Below are 21061 nucleotides of genomic sequence, written 5' to 3'. Positions count from 1 at the left end.
CGCGAAACCTCCCCCGAACGCTCATCCCGCCACCGCCGCCTCGACGATCCCGCAGAAGCGGTCCGCGTGCAGGCGCCGATCCCAGCGGCGGACCGCCTGGGTGCGGGAGGCGGCGCCAAGGGCGGCACGGCGGGCGGAGTCGGTGCCGAGGGCGATCAGGGCCTCGGCGAGGGCCGTGGGGTCGCCGGGGCGGACGGCAAGGCCGCAGGGGCCGTCGGCGCCGCCCTCCAAGATGCGGGCGGCGCGGCCCGGGACGTTCGTCACCGCGGGCAGGCCGGCCGCCAGGATGTCCATCAGCTTGTTCGGGGCCGTCCATTCCGCGAAGGCGGGGATGGGAGCCAGGACGTGCAGGCCGATCTGGCAACCGGCCAGCAAGGACGCCAGGCGTGACTTCGGCAGGGGATCGAGGAAGGTCAGGTTGCGCAGCCCGCGCCGCGCGGCCTCGGCCATCAGGCGCGGCTTCTCGCCGCCATCGCCCACCAGGAACAGGCGCAGCCGCGCCTCGCCGCGGGCCTGGAGAATGGCGGCGGCCTCGACCACGACGGCCAGGCCGTTGGCAACGCCGTGGGCACCGGCATAGACGGCCAGCGCTTCCCACGACGCGGCCTCGGGCGGGCGCCAGGGGGCGACGTGGGGCCCGAAGAGGTCGAGGTCGCAGCCATTCGGCACGACATGGACGCGCTGGGCGTCGGTGCCGCGGGCGACGGCGGTCTCGGCCATGCCCTCGGTCAGGCCGATCACCGCGGCGGCGCGGCGGCAGGCGGCGTCGGCCAGCCGGTCCATCCCGGCCAGGACGGGGGCGGGCACGCCGCCCAGGGCGCGCGGCAGCTCGGGCCAGGGGTCGCGGATCTCGAAGACGAAGGGCGTGCCGCGCAGGCGGCGCGCCGCCAGGGCGGGCAGCGCCACCGTGAGCGGTGTGGAGGAGGCGAGGACCACGTCCGGCCGCGCCGAGAGCGCCAGCCCGGTCGCGCGGGCGGCGTAGCGCAGGAAGGCCGCGGCGCGGGCGGGCAGGCGCATGGCGTTGCCGCAAGGGATATCGAACTCCACCACCCGGAAGCCCGCGACGCGGCCCTCCCGCCGGCCGTGCCGGAAGGAGCCGTCGAGGCCGGTCTCCGCCCCGTCGTAGCGGCCGCAGGCGAGGGTGACGTCGTGTCCCCGCGCCGCTAGGGCCCGCGCCATGGCGTGCGCCCGCGTCGCCGTCGCGCCACCCGGGCCGGAATAATGCTGGTGGAGGTAGAGGATCTTCACGCCGGTCGCGGCGACCCGTGCCGGACTCCGGGGTGGTGCTGCCTTCCCGGACCCCGCGTCAAAATGGGTTCCAAGAGACTAGTCCCTTGGCGGATGGGGGTCGGGGGGAAGGCGCCGCCTTCCCCCGGGGCCGATCGCGCACAGGCGCCGGATGGCGCGGATGACGCGGCCCTGCTCGGCCTCGGACATCGCGCCGGAGGGCAGGCACAGCCCGCGCTCGAACAGCCCGGCCGCGACCGAGCCGCCGAGATGCCGGGCGCCGCGGAAGGCCGGCTGCAGGTGCAGCGGCTTCCAGACCGGGCGGCTCTCGATGCCCGCCTCGTCCAGGGCGCGCCGGACCGCCTCCCGGTCCGCGCCGAAGCGGCCGGGGTCGAACAGCACGACGCTCAGCCAGCGGGAGGACCGGCCCCAGGCCGGTTCCGGCATGAAGGACAGGCCGGGCAGGTCGGACAGGCCCGCCACGTAGCGGTCGAACACGGCCCGCCGCCGCGCGACCCGGTCGGAGAGGGTGGGGAGCTGCACGAGGCCGATCGAGGCAAGGACGGAGGAGAGGCCGTAGGAGTGGCCCGTCGTCTCATGCTGGTAATGCGGCGCCGGCTCCTTCGCCTGGCTCGCGAGGTGGCGGGCGCGGGCGATCAGCGCCGGATCGCTGGAGGCGAGGGCGCCGCCGCTGCCGCCGGCCGTGATGATCTTGTTGCCGTTGAAGGAGAAGGCGGCGAGCCGCGCCCCGACCCCGGCCGGCTTCCCGCGCTGCGTGGCCCCGAGTGCCTCCGCGCTGTCCGACAGGACGGGCACGCCCCAGCGGTCGCAGACGGAGATGATGGCGTCGAGGTCGGCGCACTGGCCGTAGAGGTCCACCGGCACCACTGCCCGCGGCAGCCGCCCCGCGCGGGCGGCGGCGGCGAGCGAATCCCGCAGCAGGTCCGGGTCGAGCGTCCAGCTCTCCGGCGAGACGTCGAGGAAGGTGATCTCCGCCCCCATCTGCACCGCCGGGGCGACCGTGGCGACGAAGGTGAGGCTCGGCGCCCAGACGCCCTCCCCCGGTGCCAGCCCGAGCACGCGGTAGCCGAGATGCAGCGCCGCGGTGCCCGTGGCGACGGCCGCGACATGGGGAAAGCCGGCCGCCCGGCCGATGGCGGCCTCGAAGGCGCCGGGCACGGGGCCGGCGGGGGCGATCCAGCCGCTGGCCAGGGTATCGCCGACCGCGGCCAGCTCCCCTCCGGCCAGGACCGGCGGGGAGAGGTGCAGCCGCCGCCCGTCGCGGGCCGGCGGGCCGGGGAAGCGGATGACGTTGCCGGCGGACGGGCCGTGCAGCGAGGCCGCGGTCGAGCCATCGGACGGGGGGAAGCGGCTAGCCATGCGGCGGGGCCCGATGCGCGGGGGTCAGCACCGGGGACCGGGACGCCAGGCGGCCAGGGCCGATCCCCCCGCGCGAGGGACGCGCCCCAGCCCGGACGGCTGGTGCGGCGCGGCCCGCAGAAAGGCCGGCATGGTCGCATGCCCCGGCGCGGAGGCGCCCCGGCCGGAGAGGAGCACGCGCAACGTGCCGAGGAACGCCACCGCATCCCCCCGCAGCGTGACCCGCGCGGCGTAGCGGGCGTCCCATTCCAGCCGCGCCCCCCAGGGCACCGCGTTGCGCCCGCGAGCCTGCGCCAGCCCTGCCAGGCCCGGCCGCACCCGCAGGCGCGTCGCCTGCCGCGGCGTATAGTGACGGAGGTACTCCACCGGCAGCGGTCGCGGGCCGACGAGGCTCATCTCCCCGCGGAGCACGTTGAGAAGCTGCGGCGCCTCGTCCAGGCCGGAGGCGCGCAGCAGCCGGCCGAAGCGGGTCAGCCGCGCCGCATCGGGCTCCCCCGCCCGCCGAGGCGGGCGCATGGAGCGGAACTTGTAGAGGGTGAAGGGCACGCCGCCCCGCCCCGCCCGGACCTGCCGGAACAGCACCCCCGGCCCGAGGGCGGCGCGTACGGCTGCCGCGACGATCAGGAGGAGCGGCGCGAGCGCGACCAGCAGCAGCGCGGCCACCGCCGCGTCGAGCAGGCGTTTCCCCCGCCGCGCGTACCAGCCCTCATGCATCCCTTGTTTCCCCCCAGCGCGCATCCGCCAGCAATCCGGGGGACAGGGCGAGGCCGAGCGCGAACCACGCCATCCGGTTGCCGAGGTCGGTCGAGACCATCACCGCCACCGCGACCGGCAGCACGAGCGCCACGAGCGCCCCGGCCGCCCGCGGCGGCATGGACCGCACCCGCGCCAGCAGCACCGCCAACCCGCCCCCGAAGGCGCCGAGCCAGAGCAGCAGACCGGGCAGGCCGCCTTCCACCAGCGCCTCCAGCGCGTGGTTGTGAGGGTAGAGGCCGCGCCGTTCCCCGCTGCCGGCCGCCACGGTGAAGCCGCCCGTCCCCAGGCCCCAGGGCGCCGAGGCCCCGGCCCAGTCCACGGCCTGGGACCAGAGGATGGGCCGGGCGGAAGCGGCGATCCCCTCGCTGGTCAGGCGCTCCAGCGTGCGGAGCCCGCTGATCCGGTCGGGGTCCGCCAGCACCACCGCGAAGCCGAGGCCGGCCACGATCGCGAGCCCGACCCAGCCGAGGGCGGCGCGCGGCCGCCCGGCGGACCAGAAGGCCGCGGCCGGCGCCAGCACCACCGCGAGCCCGAGGCCGAGCAGCGCCGCCCGCCCGCCCGGCAGGAGCTGCGCCGCCGCCAGGGCGAGGACAACCGCGGCCCAGGGCGCGCGCCGCCATCCCGTCGACAGCGCGGCCCGAACGGAGGCCAGCCCGGCGGCGCAGGCGATGGCGAGGCCGGCGAGCTGGTACTGCACCCGCACACGCTCGGGGTCGCCGTCCGTAGGGCCGCCCAGCACCACCTCGCCGTGGCTGATGCCCCAGGCGACGGCCGCGGCGACGAAGACGCCGAGCGCGATCGTGCCGTCCGTCAGGACGCGGCGCGCCGGCGCGTCGGCCCCGATCGCGAGGCCCGCGGCGAGCATGGCGGGGGCGAGCAGCACCGCCTCCGGCAGCTTCGCCGCGAGCACGGCGCGCGAGGGGCTCCAGAGCCCCGCGACGACGAGCCAGAGCCAGAGCCCGGCGCAGCAGGCGAGCGGGGGCGCGAGGAGGGGCAGCGCCCGCCAGCGCCGCCCGGCCAGGAGCAGCAGCAGCCCCGGCGCGAGGGCCGCGGCGAAGAGGACCGTGGGATCGAAGGGCAGGGCGGCGACCGGCGGCGCCGATTTCAGCGCGCCCGAGAAGTGCAGCCCCGCCGCCGGCAGCCCGGCCAGCAGCGCCGGCGGAAGGCGGTCGGCCCGGGGCCCCGCCACCCTATTCCTCCGGCCCGCGGGCGATGGCGAGGCTCGGCGGCCGGCCGCCGCGGGACGGGCGGAGGGGTGCGGCCGGGGCCGCGCCGCGCAGCAGCACCCAGCACGCCGCGAGCGTGACGCAGGCCATGGGCACGGTGACGGCCAGCAGCAGGAGGAGCAGCGGCCGGTTCGGCAGGGCGGGCGCGATGCCCACGCTCGGCGGCGAGACGAGGCGCGCGGCCACGCTGTCATCGGCCCTGGTGATCACCGCGGCGCGCTGGTGCTGGGCGAGCAGCTCGAAGATCGGGGTGCGGACGTAGAGGTCCCGCTCATTCGCCAGCCGTGCCTCCAGCGCGGCCATCCGGCGCGTGGCCAGGGCCTCCAGGTCGGCACGCACCCGGGCCTCGGCGAAGCCGTGCAGGCGCTCCAGCATCGCCAGCGCCGCGGTGCGGTCAGGGTGTGGCAGCGAGAGGGCGGTGGTGACCGTGGAGAGGGAGGGCGTGACGGCGAGGTTGCCCTCCAGCCAGCGCTGCACGTCGTCGAGGTCCGCCTCCGCCGCGTCGAGCCCGAGCAGGGCGCGCAGCCGGCCGGTGACCCCGGCCGCCTTCCGGGCGGTCAGGTCGGCGAGGATCGAGGTCTCGCGCGCCAGCATCGCCGTCGCTTCCGGCGAGCGGAGGGTGGCGAGGTAAACGGCGAAGTTCCCGCCGGGCCGGGTGTCCAGCAGGCCGCCCGGCATCACCAACGCGCCCTGCAGGAGGGTGGAGGTGGCGAGGCCGGTGGTCTCCGCCGGGGCGACCACCGCCTCCGCCACGTATTGCCGCGGCCAGAGAAGGATCAGCGAGGCGCCCAGCAGGAGCGTGGCCGCCATCGTGCCGAGAAGCCGCCAGCGCAGATTCCACAGGGCGATCAGAAGAACGTCGACAGGCATCAAAACTCGCGACGGCGTGATCCAGTGATTTAGACGTTCTACTGTACGGTCACGCAACCTTAAAGAGATGACAGGATCGTAATTCGCGTCCTCAAGAGCGAAATTCCGGAACCCGCGCGCAGAACGAGACAGGGGATCTCCCGGCTCGCGCCGTAGGACGGGCTGTCCGGAGCGGATTGCAGCGCCAGCGCGACCGGCCCGTCGGTCGTGACCCGAAGACGGGCCGCCGCGCTCTCCACCCCGTCGGCACAGAGGCGCCAAGGCGTCGGCAGAAGGTGCCAGCGGAGGGTCAGGGTCCGGAACCGGCCGGTCACGCGGTCCTCGACCACCCAATCCCCGCCCTCCTGCCGGACGCGCCTGGCGTGGCGGCGGCCGGCCGCGTCTCGCGTCGCGGCCCCGTCCGGCAGGCGCTCCGTCGCCACCCAGCGGGCGAGCAGGAAGCGTCCGGCCCGGGGCATCGGTTCCGTCTCGTCGAAGCGGATCAGGTTGTGGGCGGCGGCCGAGGGGAAGTGGTCCAGCCACCAGCCGCTCTCCGCCGGCGGATTGTAGGCGCCCGTGCCGGTGTCCCGCAGCAAGTTCTCCGGGCCGTGCCAGAGGTCGAGATGCAGCAGGTCCGCCTGGCCCGGCCGGAAGCGCAGCGGCCCGGTGCGGAGGAGGAGGCGGGTTCGTCCGGCTGCCCAGCCGCGCGTGCCGGTCGCCTCCCACGCCGCCTCGGCCGGGAGGGTGGGGCCGGGTGGCAGGCCGAGCCAGGCGCAGCCCGCATCGGCGGGAAAGCCCGCGGAGGCCCCCAGGAACAGCCGCGCGGCCCGCTCCGCGCTGCCCCGCGCATCCTCCGGGCCGGCGAGGGAGAGGTCGGCCAGGGCCGAGCCGTCCTGGTGGCCGAGGCGCGGCACCCCTCCGCTCTCCGGGCAGACCAGCCGGGCGAGCCAGCGCGCCGCCGCCCCCGCACGCGTGGGCAGGGGGACGGGCAGGGACGGCCGGCCATGGTGGCGTCGCAGCCATTCCACGACCGAGAGCGTGTCCAGCAGCAGCCGGTGATAGCCGGTGGAGACGACGGCGAAGCCCCCGTCCGGCGCCACGAGCCGCGCCACAGCCCGCGAGAGGGCCGCTGCGTGCCGCGTCTCGTCCCCGCCCAGCGCCCAGGCGATGGCCAGGCGGCCCGCCGGCTCGCTGACCGTGTGGTTGTTGTCCTGGGCCCGGGCATAGGCCTGTGTGACGGCGATGCGGCGGTCGTGCAGGCGCAGCAGCGCCTGCAGCCCCGGCCCGGGCGCTCCGCCGCCGAGCAGCGCGTGAGCGAGGGCGAGGTGCAGGCCGCGCAGCGCCGCCTCCTGCCCGCAGGCCCAGTTGGGGCCGGTCCAGGGCGGGTTGGCGGCGGCCCAGGAGGAGAGGCGCCGCTCCGCCCGCAGCAGGTGCCCGCCGCCGGGCTGGAGCCGGTGCGCCTGCGCCAGGAGGGGTAGCCAGGCCAGGCGGTTCGCCTCCCAGACCGGCCGCACGTCGCCCGGCGCGAAAAGGTCGAGGGAGAGGGCGGGCGCGGCGGGATCGAAAGGGCCGTGCGCCACCGCCGGACCGAGGGCGCGGGCCGCCGCCAGCACGGCATCCCGCTGGACGGCCGGCAGAGGCGGCGGGGCGGGGGCCCGGGGCGAGAGGAAGGGGCCGCGCGGCGCCTCGGCCTCCCCGAGGGCCCGCGCGACCCGGCCGGTCGCGAGGCCGATCCTGTGCCGCGCCAGCCACAGAAGGGGACGCGGTCCCAATCGGCGAGCAACGTCCAGCCGCAGCGCCCACTGTGACGCTTGGAGAGGCATTGACGAAATGTTAGCGACTGCTTCTGGTTTTGTCAGCGGACCCCTCCTCGCCATCGAGTTGCGACGGTTACAGGGTTGCACGCAGGGGGAGGCTGGGTTTGCCAGGAGCAGGAGCCGCGCGTGATCCGGGGCATCGGTGGCGATGCCTGGTTGCGGCGGGGCTGCTCCTTCTCGGGCCGGGTCCGGCAGCGGCCCAGGGGGCGCGCGGCCCGGCGGCCCCGGGCAGCCAGCCGCTCCTTCCGCCCAGCCTTCCCGGGAACCTGCCGGGCGCCGCGCTGTCCAACCTACCCGGTCCGGCGCAGCAGGAGATCCTGCAACGGATCCTCGATGCGGCCGGGGGGCGGTCCGCCCCGGCCCCGGCCCCCTCCCTCGCCCCGGTTCCCCTCTCGGCCGCGCCGCCCCCGGTGGTGCCGGCCCCGGTCTCGGTCCCGCCGGAGCCGGGTGAGCCGCTCTCGAACACCGAGTCCTTCTTCGCCAACCGCCTGCCCGACCAGCAGCCCCCCCTGCGCCAGTTCGGCTACGAGACCTTCCGGAATCTCGCCCCCGTCCCGGGCGGGGCCGCGGTAGTGGGGGCGCTGCCCGAGGACTACGTGCTCGGCCGCGACGACGAGGTGGTGGTCTCCATCCGCGGCCGGTCCCGCCAGTCGCTCTCGGTGCGGGTGGGGCGGGACGGGACGGTGGTGCTGCCGGACCTCGCTCCCTTTCCCGCCGCCGGACGCAGCCTGCGCGACCTGCGCGCCGACATCGAGGCGCGGGTGGCCCGGGAACTGGGCGGCTCGGAGGCCTTCGTCTCCATTGGGCAGACCCGTCAGATCGGCATCTTCGTGGCGGGGGAGGTGGTGCGGCCGGGGATGGTCGCCCTGCCGGCGCTGGCCTCGGTGCTCGATGCGCTCGGCGCCGCGGGCGGGGTCCGGAAGACCGGAACACTCCGCGCGGTCCGGGTAGACGGGCCCGCGGGGTCGCGGATCGTGGACCTCTACGCCGCCATCGCCGGCGCGCCGGGCACCCCGAACCTGTCCCTGCGGGAGGGCGAGCGCGTGGTGGTGCCGCCGCTGGGCGGGGTGGTGGCGATCGGCGGCGACGTGACGCGCCCCGGCATCTACGAGCTGCCGGCCGGCACCGCGAGCGCGCCGCTCCTCCTCATGCTGCGGATCGCCGGGGACACGCTGCGGCCGGCGGGGAACCGCTTCCTCTCCCAGGGCACCGATGCCGGCGGGCGGCGCGCCTTTTCCGAGCTGGCGCCGGCCTCCCCGATCCGGCGCGGGGACGCGGTGGTCGTCTCCCCGGGTGCGGACGTGGCGGCCGGGGCGCTGCGGCTGGCGGGGCATGTCGCCGTGCCCGTCACCCGCGCCGCCGGCCGGGGCGGGCTGCGCGCGCTGCTGGCCGATCCGCGCGTGATCCGGCCCGATCCCTACGTGCGGATGGGCGTCGTCTGGCGGGTGGACGATCGCACCCGCGTCCGCCGCTTCCTCGGCTTCGACCTGGGGCGCGTGCTGCAGGGCGCCTCCGAGCTGCCGCTGCGCGAGGGCGACGAGGTGGTCGTGCTGTCCCAGGCGGACGTGCTGTGGATGGCCTCCCCCTCCGTCCAGCGGGCGCTGCGGGGGGAGACGGCCGCGGGGGCGGAATGCCCGGCCCTGACGGCGCTGGCCGTGGCGGCGCGGTCCAGCCCGCTGCGCTTCGCCCATGCCCGCAGCGCCGGCTTTCCCGATATCGGGGCCGCTCCCTGCCCGCAGGTTTTCCAGGACTACCCGCCGCTGCTGCCCTTCCTGCTGGACCAGTCCGTGCTGCTGACCGGGGAGGCACGGCAGCCCGGCCTCTACCCCATCCTCGAGGACACGGGGCTCGATCAGGTGCTCGCCGCCGCCGGGGGCGCGGCGGAGAGCGCGGACCTCTCGGCGGTGGAGTTCTCGCGCGAGCCGCAGAGCGGCGCGGGCGCCATCCCGCTGTCCCGCACGCTGCTGGACCTGCGGTCCCGCAACTTCGCGGCCATCCGGCTGTCGCCGCGCGACGCCATCCGGGTCCCGCGCGGCTTCGGCGACCGCGATACCGGCCCCGTCACCTTGGTCGGAGAGTTCCTGCGCCCCGGCACCTACGACATCCGCCGCGGCGAGCGCCTGTCCGAGCTGCTCGCCCGGGCCGGCGGGCTGACCCCCCAGGCCTATGCATACGGCGCCGTCTTCACGCGGGAGAGCGTGCGCCAGCGTCAGCAGGAGGGCTTCGCCCGCACCGCGCGGGAGCTGGAGACGAGCCTTATCCAGGTCGCCGCCGGCCAGGCCGTGGCCGGCAGCCGCGCGGGCGGGCTGGACGTGGGCGGCGCCATCAACGCCGGCCAGGCCTTGGCCAACACCCTGCGCGAGGCCCGCGCCGCCGGCCGCATGGTGGTGGAGGCAAACCCCGTGGTGCTCGCTGCCCGGCCCGAGCTCGACGTGCTGCTGGAGCCCGGCGACCTGCTCGTCATCCCCAAGCGGCCCAACGAGGTGACCGTGGTCGGCGCCGTGCTGAACCCCGGCAGCCTGCAATTCGCCACGGGCTGGCGCGCCGTCCAGTACGTGCGGGCCGCCGGCGGGGCGCAGCGCTTCGCGGATGAGGGCCGCGCCTTCGTCGTGCTGCCGAACGGGCAGAGCGTGCCGGCCGGGCTGGGGTCATGGCAGGCCGGGGGGCCACCCGTGCCGCCGGGAAGCCTCGTCGTCGTGCCGCAGGACCCCTCGCCGTATGAGACCTGGGGGTTCATCCGGGATCTCACCCAGGTGCTGGGGCAGCTTTCCATCTCCTCGGCGGCGCTGGCCGTGATCGCGCGGGAGGTCCGGCACTGAGGGACAGGCTGGGGGAGTGAACTCCCCCAGACCCCCTCCTTCTTCTATCAGGCTGCCGCGGAACGGTTCTCGTCAGTTCCGCGGCAGCCTTGAAGAAGGAGAGGGGGGGCCGGGGGGATCCTTTGCCCCGGCCTTTCTTCTGGCCCACCACCCCGCCAGCACCGCGACCACGACCACCCCCGCCCCTACCAGCGGCCGCATCGCCAGCCACGCCGCCAGGATCACTGCCGGCGGCACCATCACGGCCAGGACCGCCGCGCCCCGGGCTGGGCCGGGCCCCGCCACGGCCGCCAGCCGGGCCGGCCACCCCCGCGCGGGGTCCATGCCGCGCAGGATCAGGAAGAAGGCGAGGAAGAGCAGCCCGGTTCCCATGAACCGGGTGGCCCAGGCCAGGGCCGTGTTCGCCTCCCCTGCCTGGGCGAGCATCTCCTCCGCCGAGAGGAGGCCGGGGGAGATCAGGGACAGGCTGCTGCCCGAGGCGGCCTCGTAGGGCACGAAGCCCGCGCCGCGCTGCCGCGCGATGAGGCTGACCGTCTCCGGCCGCACGGCCGTCCAGGCGATGCGCTGGTCGCCGAGGGTCGGCACGTCCGGGTTCGGCCCGACATAGGCGCCGTTGCCGAAGAGTCGCACGCCGGCCGCGCCGCGGATCGCCTCCTCGGTCACGGCCAACGGCTCGGTGCCGTTGAGAGCGCCCAGCAGCGTCTCGCCCAGGCGGTAGGGGCCGAGCCGGGCCTCCGGCGCCACCACCCGCCACGCGAGGTGGCGTGGCACGGGGTTCTGCGGCGCGCCCCGGCCGCGGAAGCCGGTGCTGTCGATCACCTGGTCCGACCAGGTCTGGTCGTAGCTGTAGGAGCCGCCGCGGCTCGACCGCTCCTGCAGCTGATAGGTCTGCACGGCGCGCCGGAGCTGCACGGCGCCGGCGGGGGCCTGTACCCCGGGAAAGTCCGGATCGGCGAGGCGCCCCGGCACCGTCAGCGGACCGGACAGGTGGACGAGACGCCCCTCCAGCGCCGGGTCCACGCGGTCCGCGGGCGCCTCGCGCACGGCGCCCGCGCCCTCGGCCAACGCGCGCTCCGTCCCGACGGTGCGGACCTCGTTCCAGCCGAGCAGCAGCACTGCGGCAGGGATGATGAACACGCCCGCGACGGCGCCGAAGCCCCGGCCCGTTCCCCTGCTCCCGGCCATGCGCTTCCTCATCCGGCCCTGGGGGGCCGCGGCGAGTGTGAGCCGCCGTCCGGGCCTGCGCTACGTCAGGCGGCGCCGGCCCGTCATCCCCCGTCGCGCTCCCGCATCACCCGCTCGAAGGCGTCGAGCGTCGCCTCGCTGACATGATGCTCGATCCCCTCCGCATCGGCCTCGGCCGTCGCCTCGTCCAGCCCAAGGGAGCGGAGGAAGCGCACCACCACGGCATGGCGGCGCCGGGCGCGCTCGGCCATGGCGCGGCCGGCATCCGTCAGGAAGAGGGCGCGGTAGGGCTTCGTCTCCACCAGTCCGTCCCGGACCAGGCGGGCGACCGCGGCGGTGACGGTGGCCTGGGAGACGCCCAGCCGGCGCGCGACGTCCACCGCCCGCGCCTCGCCCGCGCCTTCCTGCAGATCCGCGATGAGCTCCACGTAGTCCTGCGCGAGCGCGCCGCGGTCGGCGGCGCGCTGCCGGGCGAAGCGGGCGGCGTGGGCATCCTCCTCCGGCAGTTCGCGCGGCGGGGTTGCCGACTTCTGGGGCATTCAGGCGTTCCGGAGATGGGCCGGGGTTAGGGGCTTGCGCCGTAGCACGGTCCGATTAGTTTAGTGCAGGCTAAGTTTTGGAGCGCAGCCTATGGTCCCGCCCCCTGCTGCCACCGCCACGATGGACGGCACCCTGAACGGCCCTGCCGGCGGTCCGCCCGCCGGCGTCAACAGCCTTCCCGAGGTCTATCGCAGCGTCCGCGTGCCGGATGGCGCGGGCTGGTTCCGGCGGCTGATGGCCTTCGTCGGGCCGGGCTACCTCGTCGCGGTCGGCTACATGGACCCGGGCAACTGGGCGACCTCGCTCGCGGGCGGATCGGCCTTCGGCTACACGCTGCTCGCCGTCGCGCTCACCTCGTCGCTCATGGCGATCCTGCTGCAGGCGCTCTGCGCCCGGATCGGCATCGCCACGGGCCGCGACCTGGCACAGCTCTGCCGGGAGCGCTTCCCGCCCGTCGTCGCCTATCCCCTGTGGTTCCTGGCGGAGATCGCGATCTGCGCGACCGACCTGGCGGAGCTGATCGGCACGGCGATCGCGCTGGAGCTGCTCTTCGGCATCCCGCTGATCTACGGCGTGATGCTGACGGCGCTGGACGCCTTCCTCATCCTCTGGCTCCAGCACAAGGGCGTGCGCTGGCTGGAGGCGCTGATCTTCGGCCTCATCATGCTGATCCTGGGCTGCTTCGTGGTGACGATCGCGCTCGCCGATCCCGTCTGGGGCGACGTGCTGCGGGGCTACATCCCGTCCTCCTCGATCGTGACGAACCAGACGCAGCTCTACATCGCGATGGGGATCATCGGGGCGACGGTCATGCCCCACAATCTCTATCTCCACACCGCGCTCGTGCAGTCGCGCGACGTGGGCGCCAGCACCGAGAAGAAGCGGGAGGCGGTGCGCTACGCCACCGTGGACAGCACGGTGGCGCTGACGCTGGCGCTGCTGATCAACTCGGCCATCCTCATCCTCGCGGCCGCGACCTTCCACACCTCCGGCAACACGGAAGTGGCGGAGATCGGCGATGCCTGGCGCCTGATGGCGCCGCTGCTGGGATCGGGGCTCGCCGCCACGCTCTTCGCGATCGCGCTGCTCTGCTGCGGCCTGAACGCGACGGTGACGGCGACGCTGGCCGGGCAGGTCGTCATGGAGGGCTTCCTGCGCTTCCGCCTGCCGCCCTTCCTGCGGCGGCTGCTGACGCGGCTGGTGGCGATCATCCCGGCGGTGATCGTGACCTGGATGTACGGGGCGTCCGGCACCGCGCAGCTGCTGGTGCTCAGCCAGGTGATCCTGTCGCTGCAACTGCCCTTCGCCGTCATCCCGCTGATGATGTTCGCGGGGGACCGGTCCCGCCTGGGCGCGCTGGCCGCGCCGCGCTGGCAGGTCGTGCTGGGCTGGGCCATCGCCGTGCTGATCGTGGCCCTGAACGTGAAGCTGCTGGTGGACCTCGCGATCGGGGACTAAGGCCGCGTTGGTGACCCCGGAGCAGGTGGAAGCACGGCTTCCAACCCGCTCCGCCGGACCCCCCACCCGCCCGGAATCCTCTGCATGGACGCGGCGGTCCGGGGGCCCTCAGGGTCCCCGGCGGAGGGTCCGGGAGGCAGCGCCACCCGGAGTCCCGCGCGTCACGCCCGCCTGGCCCTACCCCTCGCGGCGTCCCGTCACGGCGACGGCCGGCGCCGCCGGGGCGGCAGCGTCTTCCTCGTCGTCCTCATCCTCGTCGAAGGCGACCTCGGCCCCGCCCACGACGGCGAGGCAGTCGGCATAGGTCGAGAGGATCCAGTTCCGGTCGTGCGTCTCATCGGGGGTGGCGTCCATGATGATCCGCAACAGGGCGAGCGCGACCACCGGCTCGCTGCTGCCCTCGACATCGATCTTCGGCGCCTCGGCCATGGTGGTCCCTTTCCGCAATGCAGCATCTCTACGCCCCACCCTCGGCGGGGATGCGATGACATAACGGCCATCACGGGGAGTTGGCCGCTTACGCCCGCGCCTGGGGCGTTCCCGTGTCCGGTGGATGACGCGCCGGTGACGGTGCCGTCAGGCTGCCATCCGCCGCCCGATCTCCGCCATCGCCAGGGGGAAGGACGCCAGCACCGGCCGACCGGTGAGCGCGCCCAGTTCCTCCTGCAGATGCGCCATGCTCGCCTGGGCGAGCACGATCACGTCCACGCCGGGCGCCAGCGTCGCCGCCACTTGCCGCAGCAGCGCGTCGTGCCGCCCCCGGTCCCCGGCCGAGAGCGCCTCGAAGGCCGGCGCCACGAGAGAGACCTGGATCTCGGGCTCGATCCCCAGCTCCGCCGCGTGCGCGCGCATCAGCGCCTCGGACGGCACGGCGGTGGAGGAGGCGGTGCAGAGCAGCCCGATGCGCCGCCCGGCGCGCACCGCCGCCGCCATCAGCGGATCGTCGATCTTCAGGATGGGCGTCGCCACCGTCGCCCGCGCCACGTCCACCGCCGGAGAGGTGGAGGAGCAGGTGAAGAGGATCAGGTCCGCCCCGGCATCCGCCGCCTGCTGCGCGAAGGACACCGCGCGCCGCGTCACGTTCGTGGACGGGCCGTGCCGGATCAGGTCCTGCAGCAGGCTCTCGTCCAGCATGTGGAAGTGATCGAGACCCGGATGCGCCTCCCGCAGCGCGCCGTGGAAGCGATCGGCCAGGGTGCGGACGGTGTGCAGCACGGCGAGACGGCGGATCATGGCATCCCTTCCCAGCGGCGGCTCTGACGGCCACCCGTCCCCGGCTTGGCACGCGCCCGCCCGCATGTGAAGCATCGCCGCAACGGAGACGGAGGGACGTTCATGGCCATTTCGGCAGGCAAGCTGCGCGGGCTGAACCGGCTGTCCGACCGGGCGGGCTTCTTCCGCATGGTGGCGGTGGACCAGCGCCCCCCCATCCGCAACCGCATCCGCGAGACGCGCGGCGAGGCCGCCGTCACCTGGGAGAATGTGGGCGCCGTGAAGGCCGCGCTTCTCCGCGCGCTGCAGCCCTATGCCTCCGCCATGCTGCTCGATCCCGGCTACGCGCTGCCCTACGCGCACCGCTTCCTCGACCCGGCGAAGGGCATGCTCCTGACGCTGGAGCAGTTCGAGTTCGACATGCTCCAGGGCGGCCGGCTCACGAAGACCTATCCGGCGTGGTCCCCCGCCACGATCCGCCGTGCCGGCGCGGACGGGGTGAAGCTGATGCTGTTCTACCGCCCCGACGCGCCCGCCGCCGTCAACGACCGCCAGCACGCCTTCGTCCGGGAGGTCGGCGAGGGATGCCGCGCCGCCGACATTCCCCTGCTGCTGGAGCCGCTCGTCTACCCGCTCGGGGAGGAGGACGCCTCCGCCTATGCCGAGAGCGCGGACAAGCGCCCGGAACTGGTCATCGAGACGGTGCGCGAGTTCCGCAAGCCCGAATACGGGATCGACATCTTCAAGCTGGAGACGCCCGTGCCCAACACCCTCGTCCCCGCGCCGGAGGGGGAGGGAAGCGACGTCGCCGACACGCAGGCCGCCTTCGCGAAGCTCGACGAACTGCTGGACCGCCCCTGGGTGATGCTCTCCGCCGGCGCGGGGATGGAGCCGTTCCGGCGCATCCTCACCTACGCCTTCCGGGCGGGCGCCAGCGGCTACCTCGCGGGACGCGCCATCTGGGCGGATGCCTTCCGCGCCTACCCCGACATGGACCTGTTCGAGAGCCGGCTCCGCACCGGCGGGATTCCCTACATGGCTGCGATCAACGCGCTGCTGACGGAGTACGGCACGCCCTGGACCTCGCGGCCCTTCGCGCGGGACGATGCGATGGAGGGCGAGGGCGAGGGCTGGGTGGCGAGCTACCCGGGCTAGGCCACGGGGCCGGCACCGGTCCCCGCCTTCCCTCCCGAACCCGCGCTCATCCAACTCGCCCCGGCGGCCGCAGGCTGCGGGCGCCCAGCATCAGTCCGAGCGGGGCGGCGTTCGGCGCGGCGCACCGACCCGGCTCGGCGGCAGCCAGGGATAGACCGGCAGCGCGAGCAGCCGGAGGGCGCGGCTCGTGGCCGCGTCGCAATCCTCGGCACGCCGCCGATCGGCTGCCCGGTCCGCGCGGTGGATGGTGATACTGGCAAGGAGCGGATCGGGCATGGCGGCCTCGTGCCAACTCCCACGCCGCTCTGCAATCACCTGTGTGATTCTGCGCCCGACGGCGGCATGTCATGGGAACGGCGTGCCGGGTCCGCTTTACAAGGTAGGTTAGTGCGGGATCGCCGCCATGGCCGGCAAGCTTGCGGACATGCCGCGCTACCACTTCCACGTCTCCGACGGGCGACGCCACCTCGACCATCTCGGGACCGACCTGCCGAGCACCTCGGCCGCTCAGGCCGAAGGGATCCGATTGGCCGGCGAGATCATCAAGCTCCGAAAGACGCAGGACTGGGCCGCGGCCGATCTGCGGCTGGACGTCACGGACAATGGAGGGGTCCTGCTCTTCAGCATCGACGTGGCGGTGACGACGTTTCCGGCGGTGGTCCCGGAGCCCGCGAGCGGCTGACCGGCCCCGCTATCGCGAGGTCTCCGGCCAGAGCCACCACAGCATTCCCCCGGCCGCCAGCAGCCAGACCGCCACGATCGCGGCGGCGCCGGCGCGGCTGACCGGACGTCCCTCCGCGCGAAGGGCGGCCGCGCGGTGCTCGGCCATCACCTCGGGCGGCACCAGCCGCACCACGAGCGTGATCGCCAGGGGCAGCAGGATGATCTCGTCCAGGTAGCCGAGGACCGGGATGAAGTCGGGGATCAGATCGATCGGCGAGAGCGCATAGGCCGCGATGGCCAGCGCCAGCGCCTTCGCATACCAGGGCGTCCGGGGATCGCGCGCCGAGAGGTAGAGCGCGTGCGTGTCGCGCCGGATCCTTCGCGCCCAGTCCTTGATCCGCTTCAGCATGGACTCGCCCCGGCCGCGATCAGGTGTGCGGGGCCGTCTTCGGGCGCGCCACGCTCCCGACCGTAGCCGGACGGCGCCGCTATCCCAGCCGCAACCGCACCAGCTTCCACGCGGCGTGGAAAGCCGCCTCCACGTCCAGCCCGGTCGTGTCCAGCAGCAGCGCGTCGGCGGCCGGCCGCATCGGCGCGACGTCCCGCGCGGCATCCCGCGCGTCCCGCACGGCCATCTCCGCCGCCACCTCCGCGAAGGGAATTTCCTCGCCGCGGCCCTCGCGCTCCCGCCAGCGCCGCTCCGCCCGCGCCTCCGCGCTCGCGGTGACGAAGAGCTTCACCGCCGCGTCGGGGCAGACCACCGTGCCGATGTCGCGGCCATCCAGCACGCCCCCGTGCCGCGCGGCGAAACCCCGCTGGAAGTCCAGCAGCGCCGCCCGCACCGCGGGGATGGCCGCCACCTGGCTCGCGCCCTGGTCCACGTCGGGGCCGCGCAGGTCGTCCCGCGCCAGGTCCTCCGCGCGCAGGGCCCGCGCGGCGGTCTCGGCCGCCGCGGCATCGGTCGGGACGCCGCCCCGCAGCAGCACCTGCCGCGCCACCGCCCGGTACAGCAGCCCGGTGTCGAGGTAAGGCAGTCCCATCTCCCGCGCCAGGCGCCGGGCCAGCGTGCCCTTGCCCGCGGCCGCCGGCCCGTCCACCGCGACCACGACCGGCGGTGAACCGGGCGCCTCGACGCCGGGCGCGGCCGGCCCGTCGCCCGTCACGGAACCCCGACCGGATCGGACGATACCCCCGCCGCCGGCGTGATCGCCGCCCGGCCCGCCAGCCCGTTCACCAGCGCCGCGAAGCCGGGGAAGGAGGTCTCGATGAAGGCCGCGTCATCCACCGCCACCGGCCGCTCAGACGCCAGGCCCATCACGAGCGCCGACATGGCGATCCGGTGGTCCATATGCGTCTCCACCATGCCGCCGCCCGCCGCCGGCGCCCCGTTGCGGGCGATCACCAGGTCGTCCCCCTCCACGGTCGAGGCCACGCCGTTCGCCTGAAGCAGCGCCACCGTCGCCGCCAGCCGGTCGCTCTCCTTCACCCGCAGCTCCGACAGCCCGCGGAAGCGCGACCGGCCGCGCGCGAAGGCGGCCGCGACGGCCAGCACGGGATACTCGTCGATCATCGAGGGCGCCCGCGCCGCCGGCACGTCCACCGCCCGCAGCTCGGAATAGCGGGCGGTCAGGTCGCCGACCGGCTCCCCGCCCTCCACGCGCGCATTCGTCACCTCCAGGGAGGCGCCCATCTCGCGCAGCGTCTCGAACAGCCCGCAACGGAGCGGGTTCAGCCCCACGCCCTCCACCGTCACCTCGGAGCCCGGGACCAGCAGGGCCGCCACCAGCGGGAACGCCGCCGAGGAGGGGTCGGCCGGCACCACCACCGGCGCCGCCACCAGCTCCGGCTGTCCCTCCAGCTCGATCACCCGGCCGTTGCCCACGACCTCCACCCGGACGGTGGCGCCGAAGTGCCGCAGCATGTTCTCCGTGTGATCGCGCGTCGCCTCCGGCTCCTCCACGCGGCTCGTCCCGCGCGCGCAGAGGCCGGCCAGCAGCACCGCGGACTTCACCTGGGCCGAGGGCATGGGCACCCGGTATTCGAGCGGCAGGGCGTCCGCCGCCCCCTCCACCGCGATCGGCAGCGTCCCCGCGCGGGAGGTGAAGCGCGCCCCGCAGGCCGAGACGGGGTCCGTGACCCGCCGCATCGGCCGCCGCCGCAGAGAAGCATCCCCGGTCAGCACCGCGAAGACGTGATGCCCGCCCAGCAGCCCGAGGAGAAGCCGCGCCGCCGTGCCGGAATTGCCCATGTCCAGGACGTCGTCGGGGCTGACCAGCCCACCGATCCCGCGCCCGGCGACACGCCAGTGGCCCTCGCCGACCCGCTCCACCTCCGCGCCCAGGGCCCGCATGGCCGAGGCGGTGCGGAGCACGTCCTCCCCCTCCAGCAACCCGGTGATCTCGGTGGTGCCGACGGCCAGGGCGCCGAACATCAGCGCGCGGTGGGAGACGGACTTGTCTCCCGGCACCCGCAGCCGGCCGGACAGCGCCCGCCCCGGCGCCCCCGCCACCAGCGGCGCCCGCACGGCATGGAGATGATGGTCCGGCATCGGCGGAGACCTGATCTGCAAAGGCGCCCGCGTTTGACATGCCGCGCGCCCCCGTGGCAATGCGCCCCGCCCTTTCAGAACCCCTTCCGTTCCGTCCCCTCCGGGCGTGCGGACCCAGTCAAGGCGTCCCCATGGCCAAACCCGAGCTCGGCCTCAAGCGCACCTGCGTCGCCTGCGGCACCAAGTTCTACGACCTGACCCGCGCACCGGCCGTCTGCCCGAAATGCGGCACGGAGCAGCCCGCCGAGCAGCCCCGCCTCCGCCGCGCCGCGCCCCTGCCGGACGAGAAGCTGAAGAAGCGTGCCGCCGTCAGCGATGCGGCCGAGGGTGAGGAGCCCGAGGTCGAGGACGCCGACACCGACGCGGCGGCCGACGACACCGAGGACCTGGACGACGCGGACGAGGATCTGGCCGAGGAGATCGGGGTCGAGACCGAGGGCGACGAGGAATCGTAGCACTCGTGGCCCCCGGGGGAGAGAAGGAATTCTCTCCCCCGGACCCCCACTCATCTCTTTCTATCGGGCTGCCGCGGACGGCGGAGCCCGCCCGCGCAGCGGGCAGACGACCTCAGATCAGCCCGCACGGACAACTGCCTCGCCTCGGGTCCAAGACCCGAGGCGTGACACCGTGTCCGCCTTCCGCGGCAGCCCGATAAAAAGAGATGAGGGTGAGGGGTCCGGGGAGAGGGAGAATTCCTTCTCCCTCTCCCCGGGTCCGCCAGCGCTGGCCCGGCGGGATCAATGCCGCTTCGGCACCTGTCCCGACACCTCCGCCGCCCGCGCGCGGAGCGCCAGTGCCGCTTCCCCGTCGTGCAGCGCCGCGTCCCCGATGCTGTCCGTCTCCCTCAGGGCGCGGAGGCGCCGGTGCCCGTCCTCCGGCCTGTCGGCGGGGATCGCGGCGGTGGCCTCCGCCGCCAGGGCCGCCTCGCGGTCCGCCTCCGCCGCCCCATCCGGCCGCGCCCAGGCGAGAAGCCGGGGCAGGAGCGGCCATTGGATCAGGGCGGAGGCGATGACGAGCACGGCCGTCACCGCGATCACCGCGTCCCGCGCCGCGTAGGGCGCACCGCCGGCGGCGGCCGGCAGGGCGAGCGCCACGGCCAGCGCGATGACGCTGCGCCCGGCCGAGGCGGCCAGGAGGATGGCGGCCTGCCAGGCCGGCACGCGACCGCCGCCCTCCCGCGGGGTGGCGGGAGCGGAGGGCATGGCGAGCGCTGCCCAGGAGATCCCGAACTGCACCGCCCAGCAGAGGGCGAGAAGGGCGGCCGCCGCGACGGCCAGGGTCATCCAGGGAAGCGGGCTCTGCAGCGCCTCCGGCAGGGCCCGGCCCATGAGGAAGAAGAGCGCCCCGGTCAGGACCTCGTTCAGCGCGCGCCAGAGGTCGCGCAGGAGCAGCCGGGTCTCCGGCGAGGCGAGGCTCTCCCCGGTCGCGGGGTCCGTGTGGCGGGCGGCGATGGTCAGCCCGGCGGCGATCAGCACCGCGATGGGCGAGATGCCCATCCCCTCCCCGATCGCCGCGGCGGCGAAGGGCGTGGCGACGGACAGGGCCGCCTCGGTCGGCGGGTGGTCCAGGCGGCGCCGCAGGGCCGCCATGGCCAGCCCCAGCGCGACCCCCGCCGCCGCGCCGAGCGACGCGTCCCGGGCGAGGGTCCAGGCAATGGTCTGCAGGCCGGGCGCGGGACCGCCCACGCTCTTCGCGACGAGGAGGGAGAGCGAGACTCCGATCAGCGGCGCCGTGGCAAGCTGCGCCGAGAGCCCGTCCGAGAGCGTGCGCGGCAGGTGGCGGGACAGGCCGGTCTCGGTCAGCAGCCGGGGCTCGGCGATGGCCGCCGCCACGCCGATGGCCATGCAGGCGACGGGATCGAGGCCGGGGAGCAGGAGCGACGCCGCGAAGGCGCAGGCGGCCGTCAGCCCGAGCGACCAGAGCGCCCCCGCCAGCACCCCGCGCCAGGCCGCCCAGCGCAGCACCGCCGGCGAGAGGTCCGTCACCCCCGCATAGAGGAGCGGCGGCAGGATCATCCCGAGCACGATCAGCGGATCCACCCGCAGCGGCGGCAGCGGCCCGGGCAGGAGGACGGAGAGCAGCCCGCCCGCGAAGAGGGTGACGGAGGGCGGCAGCCGCACCAGCCGCGCGAGGGCGAGGAGCGCGCCGACCGAGACGATGACGAGGGCGACGAAGCGGGTCTCGGGCACGCGTCCGGTCCTGGTGGCGCGGGCCGAACGGAGGCGC

19 protein-coding genes and 1 pseudogene are annotated in these 21061 nt (G+C 75.1%); 5 read left to right on the top strand and 15 right to left on the bottom strand.

Features of this window, described 5'->3' with window-relative positions:
* Window positions 1–21 precede the first annotated feature (21 nt).
* The 6 genes from ACP6CK_RS18435 to ACP6CK_RS18410 form a co-directional block, all read right to left on the bottom strand.
* Entirely contained in the window at window positions 22–1248 is a 1227-nt protein-coding gene (locus ACP6CK_RS18435) for a glycosyltransferase family 4 protein (protein WP_426954761.1), read from the bottom strand.
* A 78-nt stretch (window positions 1249–1326) separates the two neighbouring features.
* On the bottom strand, window positions 1327–2607 hold the full coding sequence (locus ACP6CK_RS18430; RefSeq protein WP_426954760.1) for a DegT/DnrJ/EryC1/StrS family aminotransferase: 1281 nt from the start codon (window positions 2605–2607) through the stop codon (window positions 1327–1329).
* Between the two features lie 24 nt (window positions 2608–2631).
* A complete protein-coding gene (locus tag ACP6CK_RS18425; protein ID WP_426954759.1) occupies window positions 2632–3321 on the bottom strand; it encodes a sugar transferase in 690 nt (229 codons plus the stop codon).
* Complete coding sequence (locus ACP6CK_RS18420; protein WP_426954758.1) at window positions 3314–4552, bottom strand: O-antigen ligase family protein; 1239 nt, start codon at window positions 4550–4552, stop codon at window positions 3314–3316. Before ACP6CK_RS18420 ends, ACP6CK_RS18425 begins: the two co-directional genes overlap by 8 nt.
* A gap of 1 nt (window position 4553) precedes the next feature.
* Complete coding sequence (locus ACP6CK_RS18415; protein WP_426954757.1) at window positions 4554–5459, bottom strand: hypothetical protein; 906 nt, start codon at window positions 5457–5459, stop codon at window positions 4554–4556.
* A gap of 59 nt (window positions 5460–5518) precedes the next feature.
* The gene (locus ACP6CK_RS18410) at window positions 5519–7210 is read right to left on the bottom strand and encodes a heparinase II/III domain-containing protein (protein WP_426954756.1); all 1692 of its coding nucleotides are present in this window, start codon (window positions 7208–7210) and stop codon (window positions 5519–5521) included.
* 149 nt (window positions 7211–7359) lie between these two features.
* On the opposite strand from ACP6CK_RS18410, the gene ACP6CK_RS18405 reads away from it, so the two are divergent.
* A complete protein-coding gene (locus tag ACP6CK_RS18405; protein WP_426954755.1) occupies window positions 7360–10074 on the top strand; it encodes an SLBB domain-containing protein in 2715 nt (904 codons plus the stop codon).
* Window positions 10075–10146: 72 nt separating this feature from the next.
* Here the strand turns inward: ACP6CK_RS18405 and ACP6CK_RS18400 are convergent, their stop codons facing one another.
* Both ACP6CK_RS18400 and mntR read right to left on the bottom strand, forming a co-directional pair.
* Window positions 10147–11259 carry a TMEM43 family protein gene (locus ACP6CK_RS18400; protein ID WP_426954754.1) on the bottom strand — a complete coding sequence of 371 codons (1113 nt, stop codon included), beginning with the start codon at window positions 11257–11259 and terminating at the stop codon, window positions 10147–10149.
* A gap of 83 nt (window positions 11260–11342) precedes the next feature.
* Window positions 11343–11798, bottom strand: a complete 456-nt coding sequence (mntR, locus tag ACP6CK_RS18395) for a manganese-binding transcriptional regulator MntR (protein WP_426954753.1) — start codon at window positions 11796–11798, stop codon at window positions 11343–11345.
* A gap of 121 nt (window positions 11799–11919) precedes the next feature.
* Here mntR and ACP6CK_RS18390 point away from each other — a divergent pair, with 121 nt between their 5' ends.
* Window positions 11920–13257, top strand: a complete 1338-nt coding sequence (locus ACP6CK_RS18390; protein ID WP_426959946.1) for an Nramp family divalent metal transporter — start codon at window positions 11920–11922, stop codon at window positions 13255–13257.
* 177 nt (window positions 13258–13434) lie between these two features.
* Here ACP6CK_RS18390 and ACP6CK_RS18385 read toward each other — a convergent pair whose 3' ends face one another.
* Both ACP6CK_RS18385 and ACP6CK_RS18380 read right to left on the bottom strand, forming a co-directional pair.
* Entirely contained in the window at window positions 13435–13686 is a 252-nt protein-coding gene (locus ACP6CK_RS18385) for a hypothetical protein (protein ID WP_426954752.1), read from the bottom strand.
* Window positions 13687–13833: 147 nt separating this feature from the next.
* Window positions 13834–14490: an aspartate/glutamate racemase family protein gene (locus tag ACP6CK_RS18380; protein WP_426954751.1), complete on the bottom strand. Its 657-nt coding sequence runs from the start codon at window positions 14488–14490 to the stop codon at window positions 13834–13836.
* 102 nt (window positions 14491–14592) lie between these two features.
* Here ACP6CK_RS18380 and ACP6CK_RS18375 point away from each other — a divergent pair, with 102 nt between their 5' ends.
* Window positions 14593–15624 (top strand): tagatose 1,6-diphosphate aldolase, encoded by a 1032-nt coding sequence (locus tag ACP6CK_RS18375; RefSeq protein ID WP_426954750.1) that lies wholly within the window; start codon window positions 14593–14595, stop codon window positions 15622–15624.
* Window positions 15625–15714: 90 nt separating this feature from the next.
* On the opposite strand, the gene ACP6CK_RS18370 is transcribed toward ACP6CK_RS18375, so the two are convergent.
* Entirely contained in the window at window positions 15715–15900 is a 186-nt protein-coding gene (locus tag ACP6CK_RS18370; RefSeq protein ID WP_426954749.1) for a hypothetical protein, read from the bottom strand.
* 127 nt (window positions 15901–16027) lie between these two features.
* On the opposite strand from ACP6CK_RS18370, the gene ACP6CK_RS18365 reads away from it, so the two are divergent.
* Window positions 16028–16306 (top strand): DUF6894 family protein, encoded by a 279-nt coding sequence (locus ACP6CK_RS18365; RefSeq protein ID WP_426954748.1) that lies wholly within the window; start codon window positions 16028–16030, stop codon window positions 16304–16306.
* A gap of 9 nt (window positions 16307–16315) precedes the next feature.
* Here the strand turns inward: ACP6CK_RS18365 and ACP6CK_RS18360 are convergent.
* The 3 genes and pseudogenes from ACP6CK_RS18360 to aroA all read right to left on the bottom strand — a co-directional run.
* A pseudogene (locus ACP6CK_RS18360) lies at window positions 16316–16687 on the bottom strand (YkvA family protein); the annotation flags it as partial.
* A gap of 88 nt (window positions 16688–16775) precedes the next feature.
* Window positions 16776–17450: a (d)CMP kinase gene (cmk, locus tag ACP6CK_RS18355; RefSeq protein ID WP_426954747.1), complete on the bottom strand. Its 675-nt coding sequence runs from the start codon at window positions 17448–17450 to the stop codon at window positions 16776–16778.
* Window positions 17447–18835, bottom strand: a complete 1389-nt coding sequence (aroA, locus tag ACP6CK_RS18350; protein WP_426954746.1) for a 3-phosphoshikimate 1-carboxyvinyltransferase — start codon at window positions 18833–18835, stop codon at window positions 17447–17449. The genes cmk and aroA overlap by 4 nt, the downstream gene beginning before the upstream one ends.
* Before the next feature lie 131 nt (window positions 18836–18966).
* Between aroA and ACP6CK_RS18345 the strand changes: the two genes are divergently transcribed.
* Window positions 18967–19290, top strand: a complete 324-nt coding sequence (locus ACP6CK_RS18345) for a TIGR02300 family protein (protein ID WP_426954745.1) — start codon at window positions 18967–18969, stop codon at window positions 19288–19290.
* 282 nt (window positions 19291–19572) lie between these two features.
* On the opposite strand, the gene ACP6CK_RS18340 is transcribed toward ACP6CK_RS18345, so the two are convergent.
* The gene (locus tag ACP6CK_RS18340) at window positions 19573–21024 is read right to left on the bottom strand and encodes a hypothetical protein (protein WP_426954744.1); all 1452 of its coding nucleotides are present in this window, start codon (window positions 21022–21024) and stop codon (window positions 19573–19575) included.
* Window positions 21025–21061: the final 37 nt, after the last annotated feature.

Source organism: Muricoccus radiodurans (assembly GCF_050154705.1).
GTDB classification, from domain to species: Bacteria; Pseudomonadota; Alphaproteobacteria; order Acetobacterales; family Acetobacteraceae; genus Roseomonas; species Roseomonas radiodurans.
Note: the sequence above shows the minus strand (reverse complement) of the source record. Positions and strands in the feature narration are given on the sequence as shown.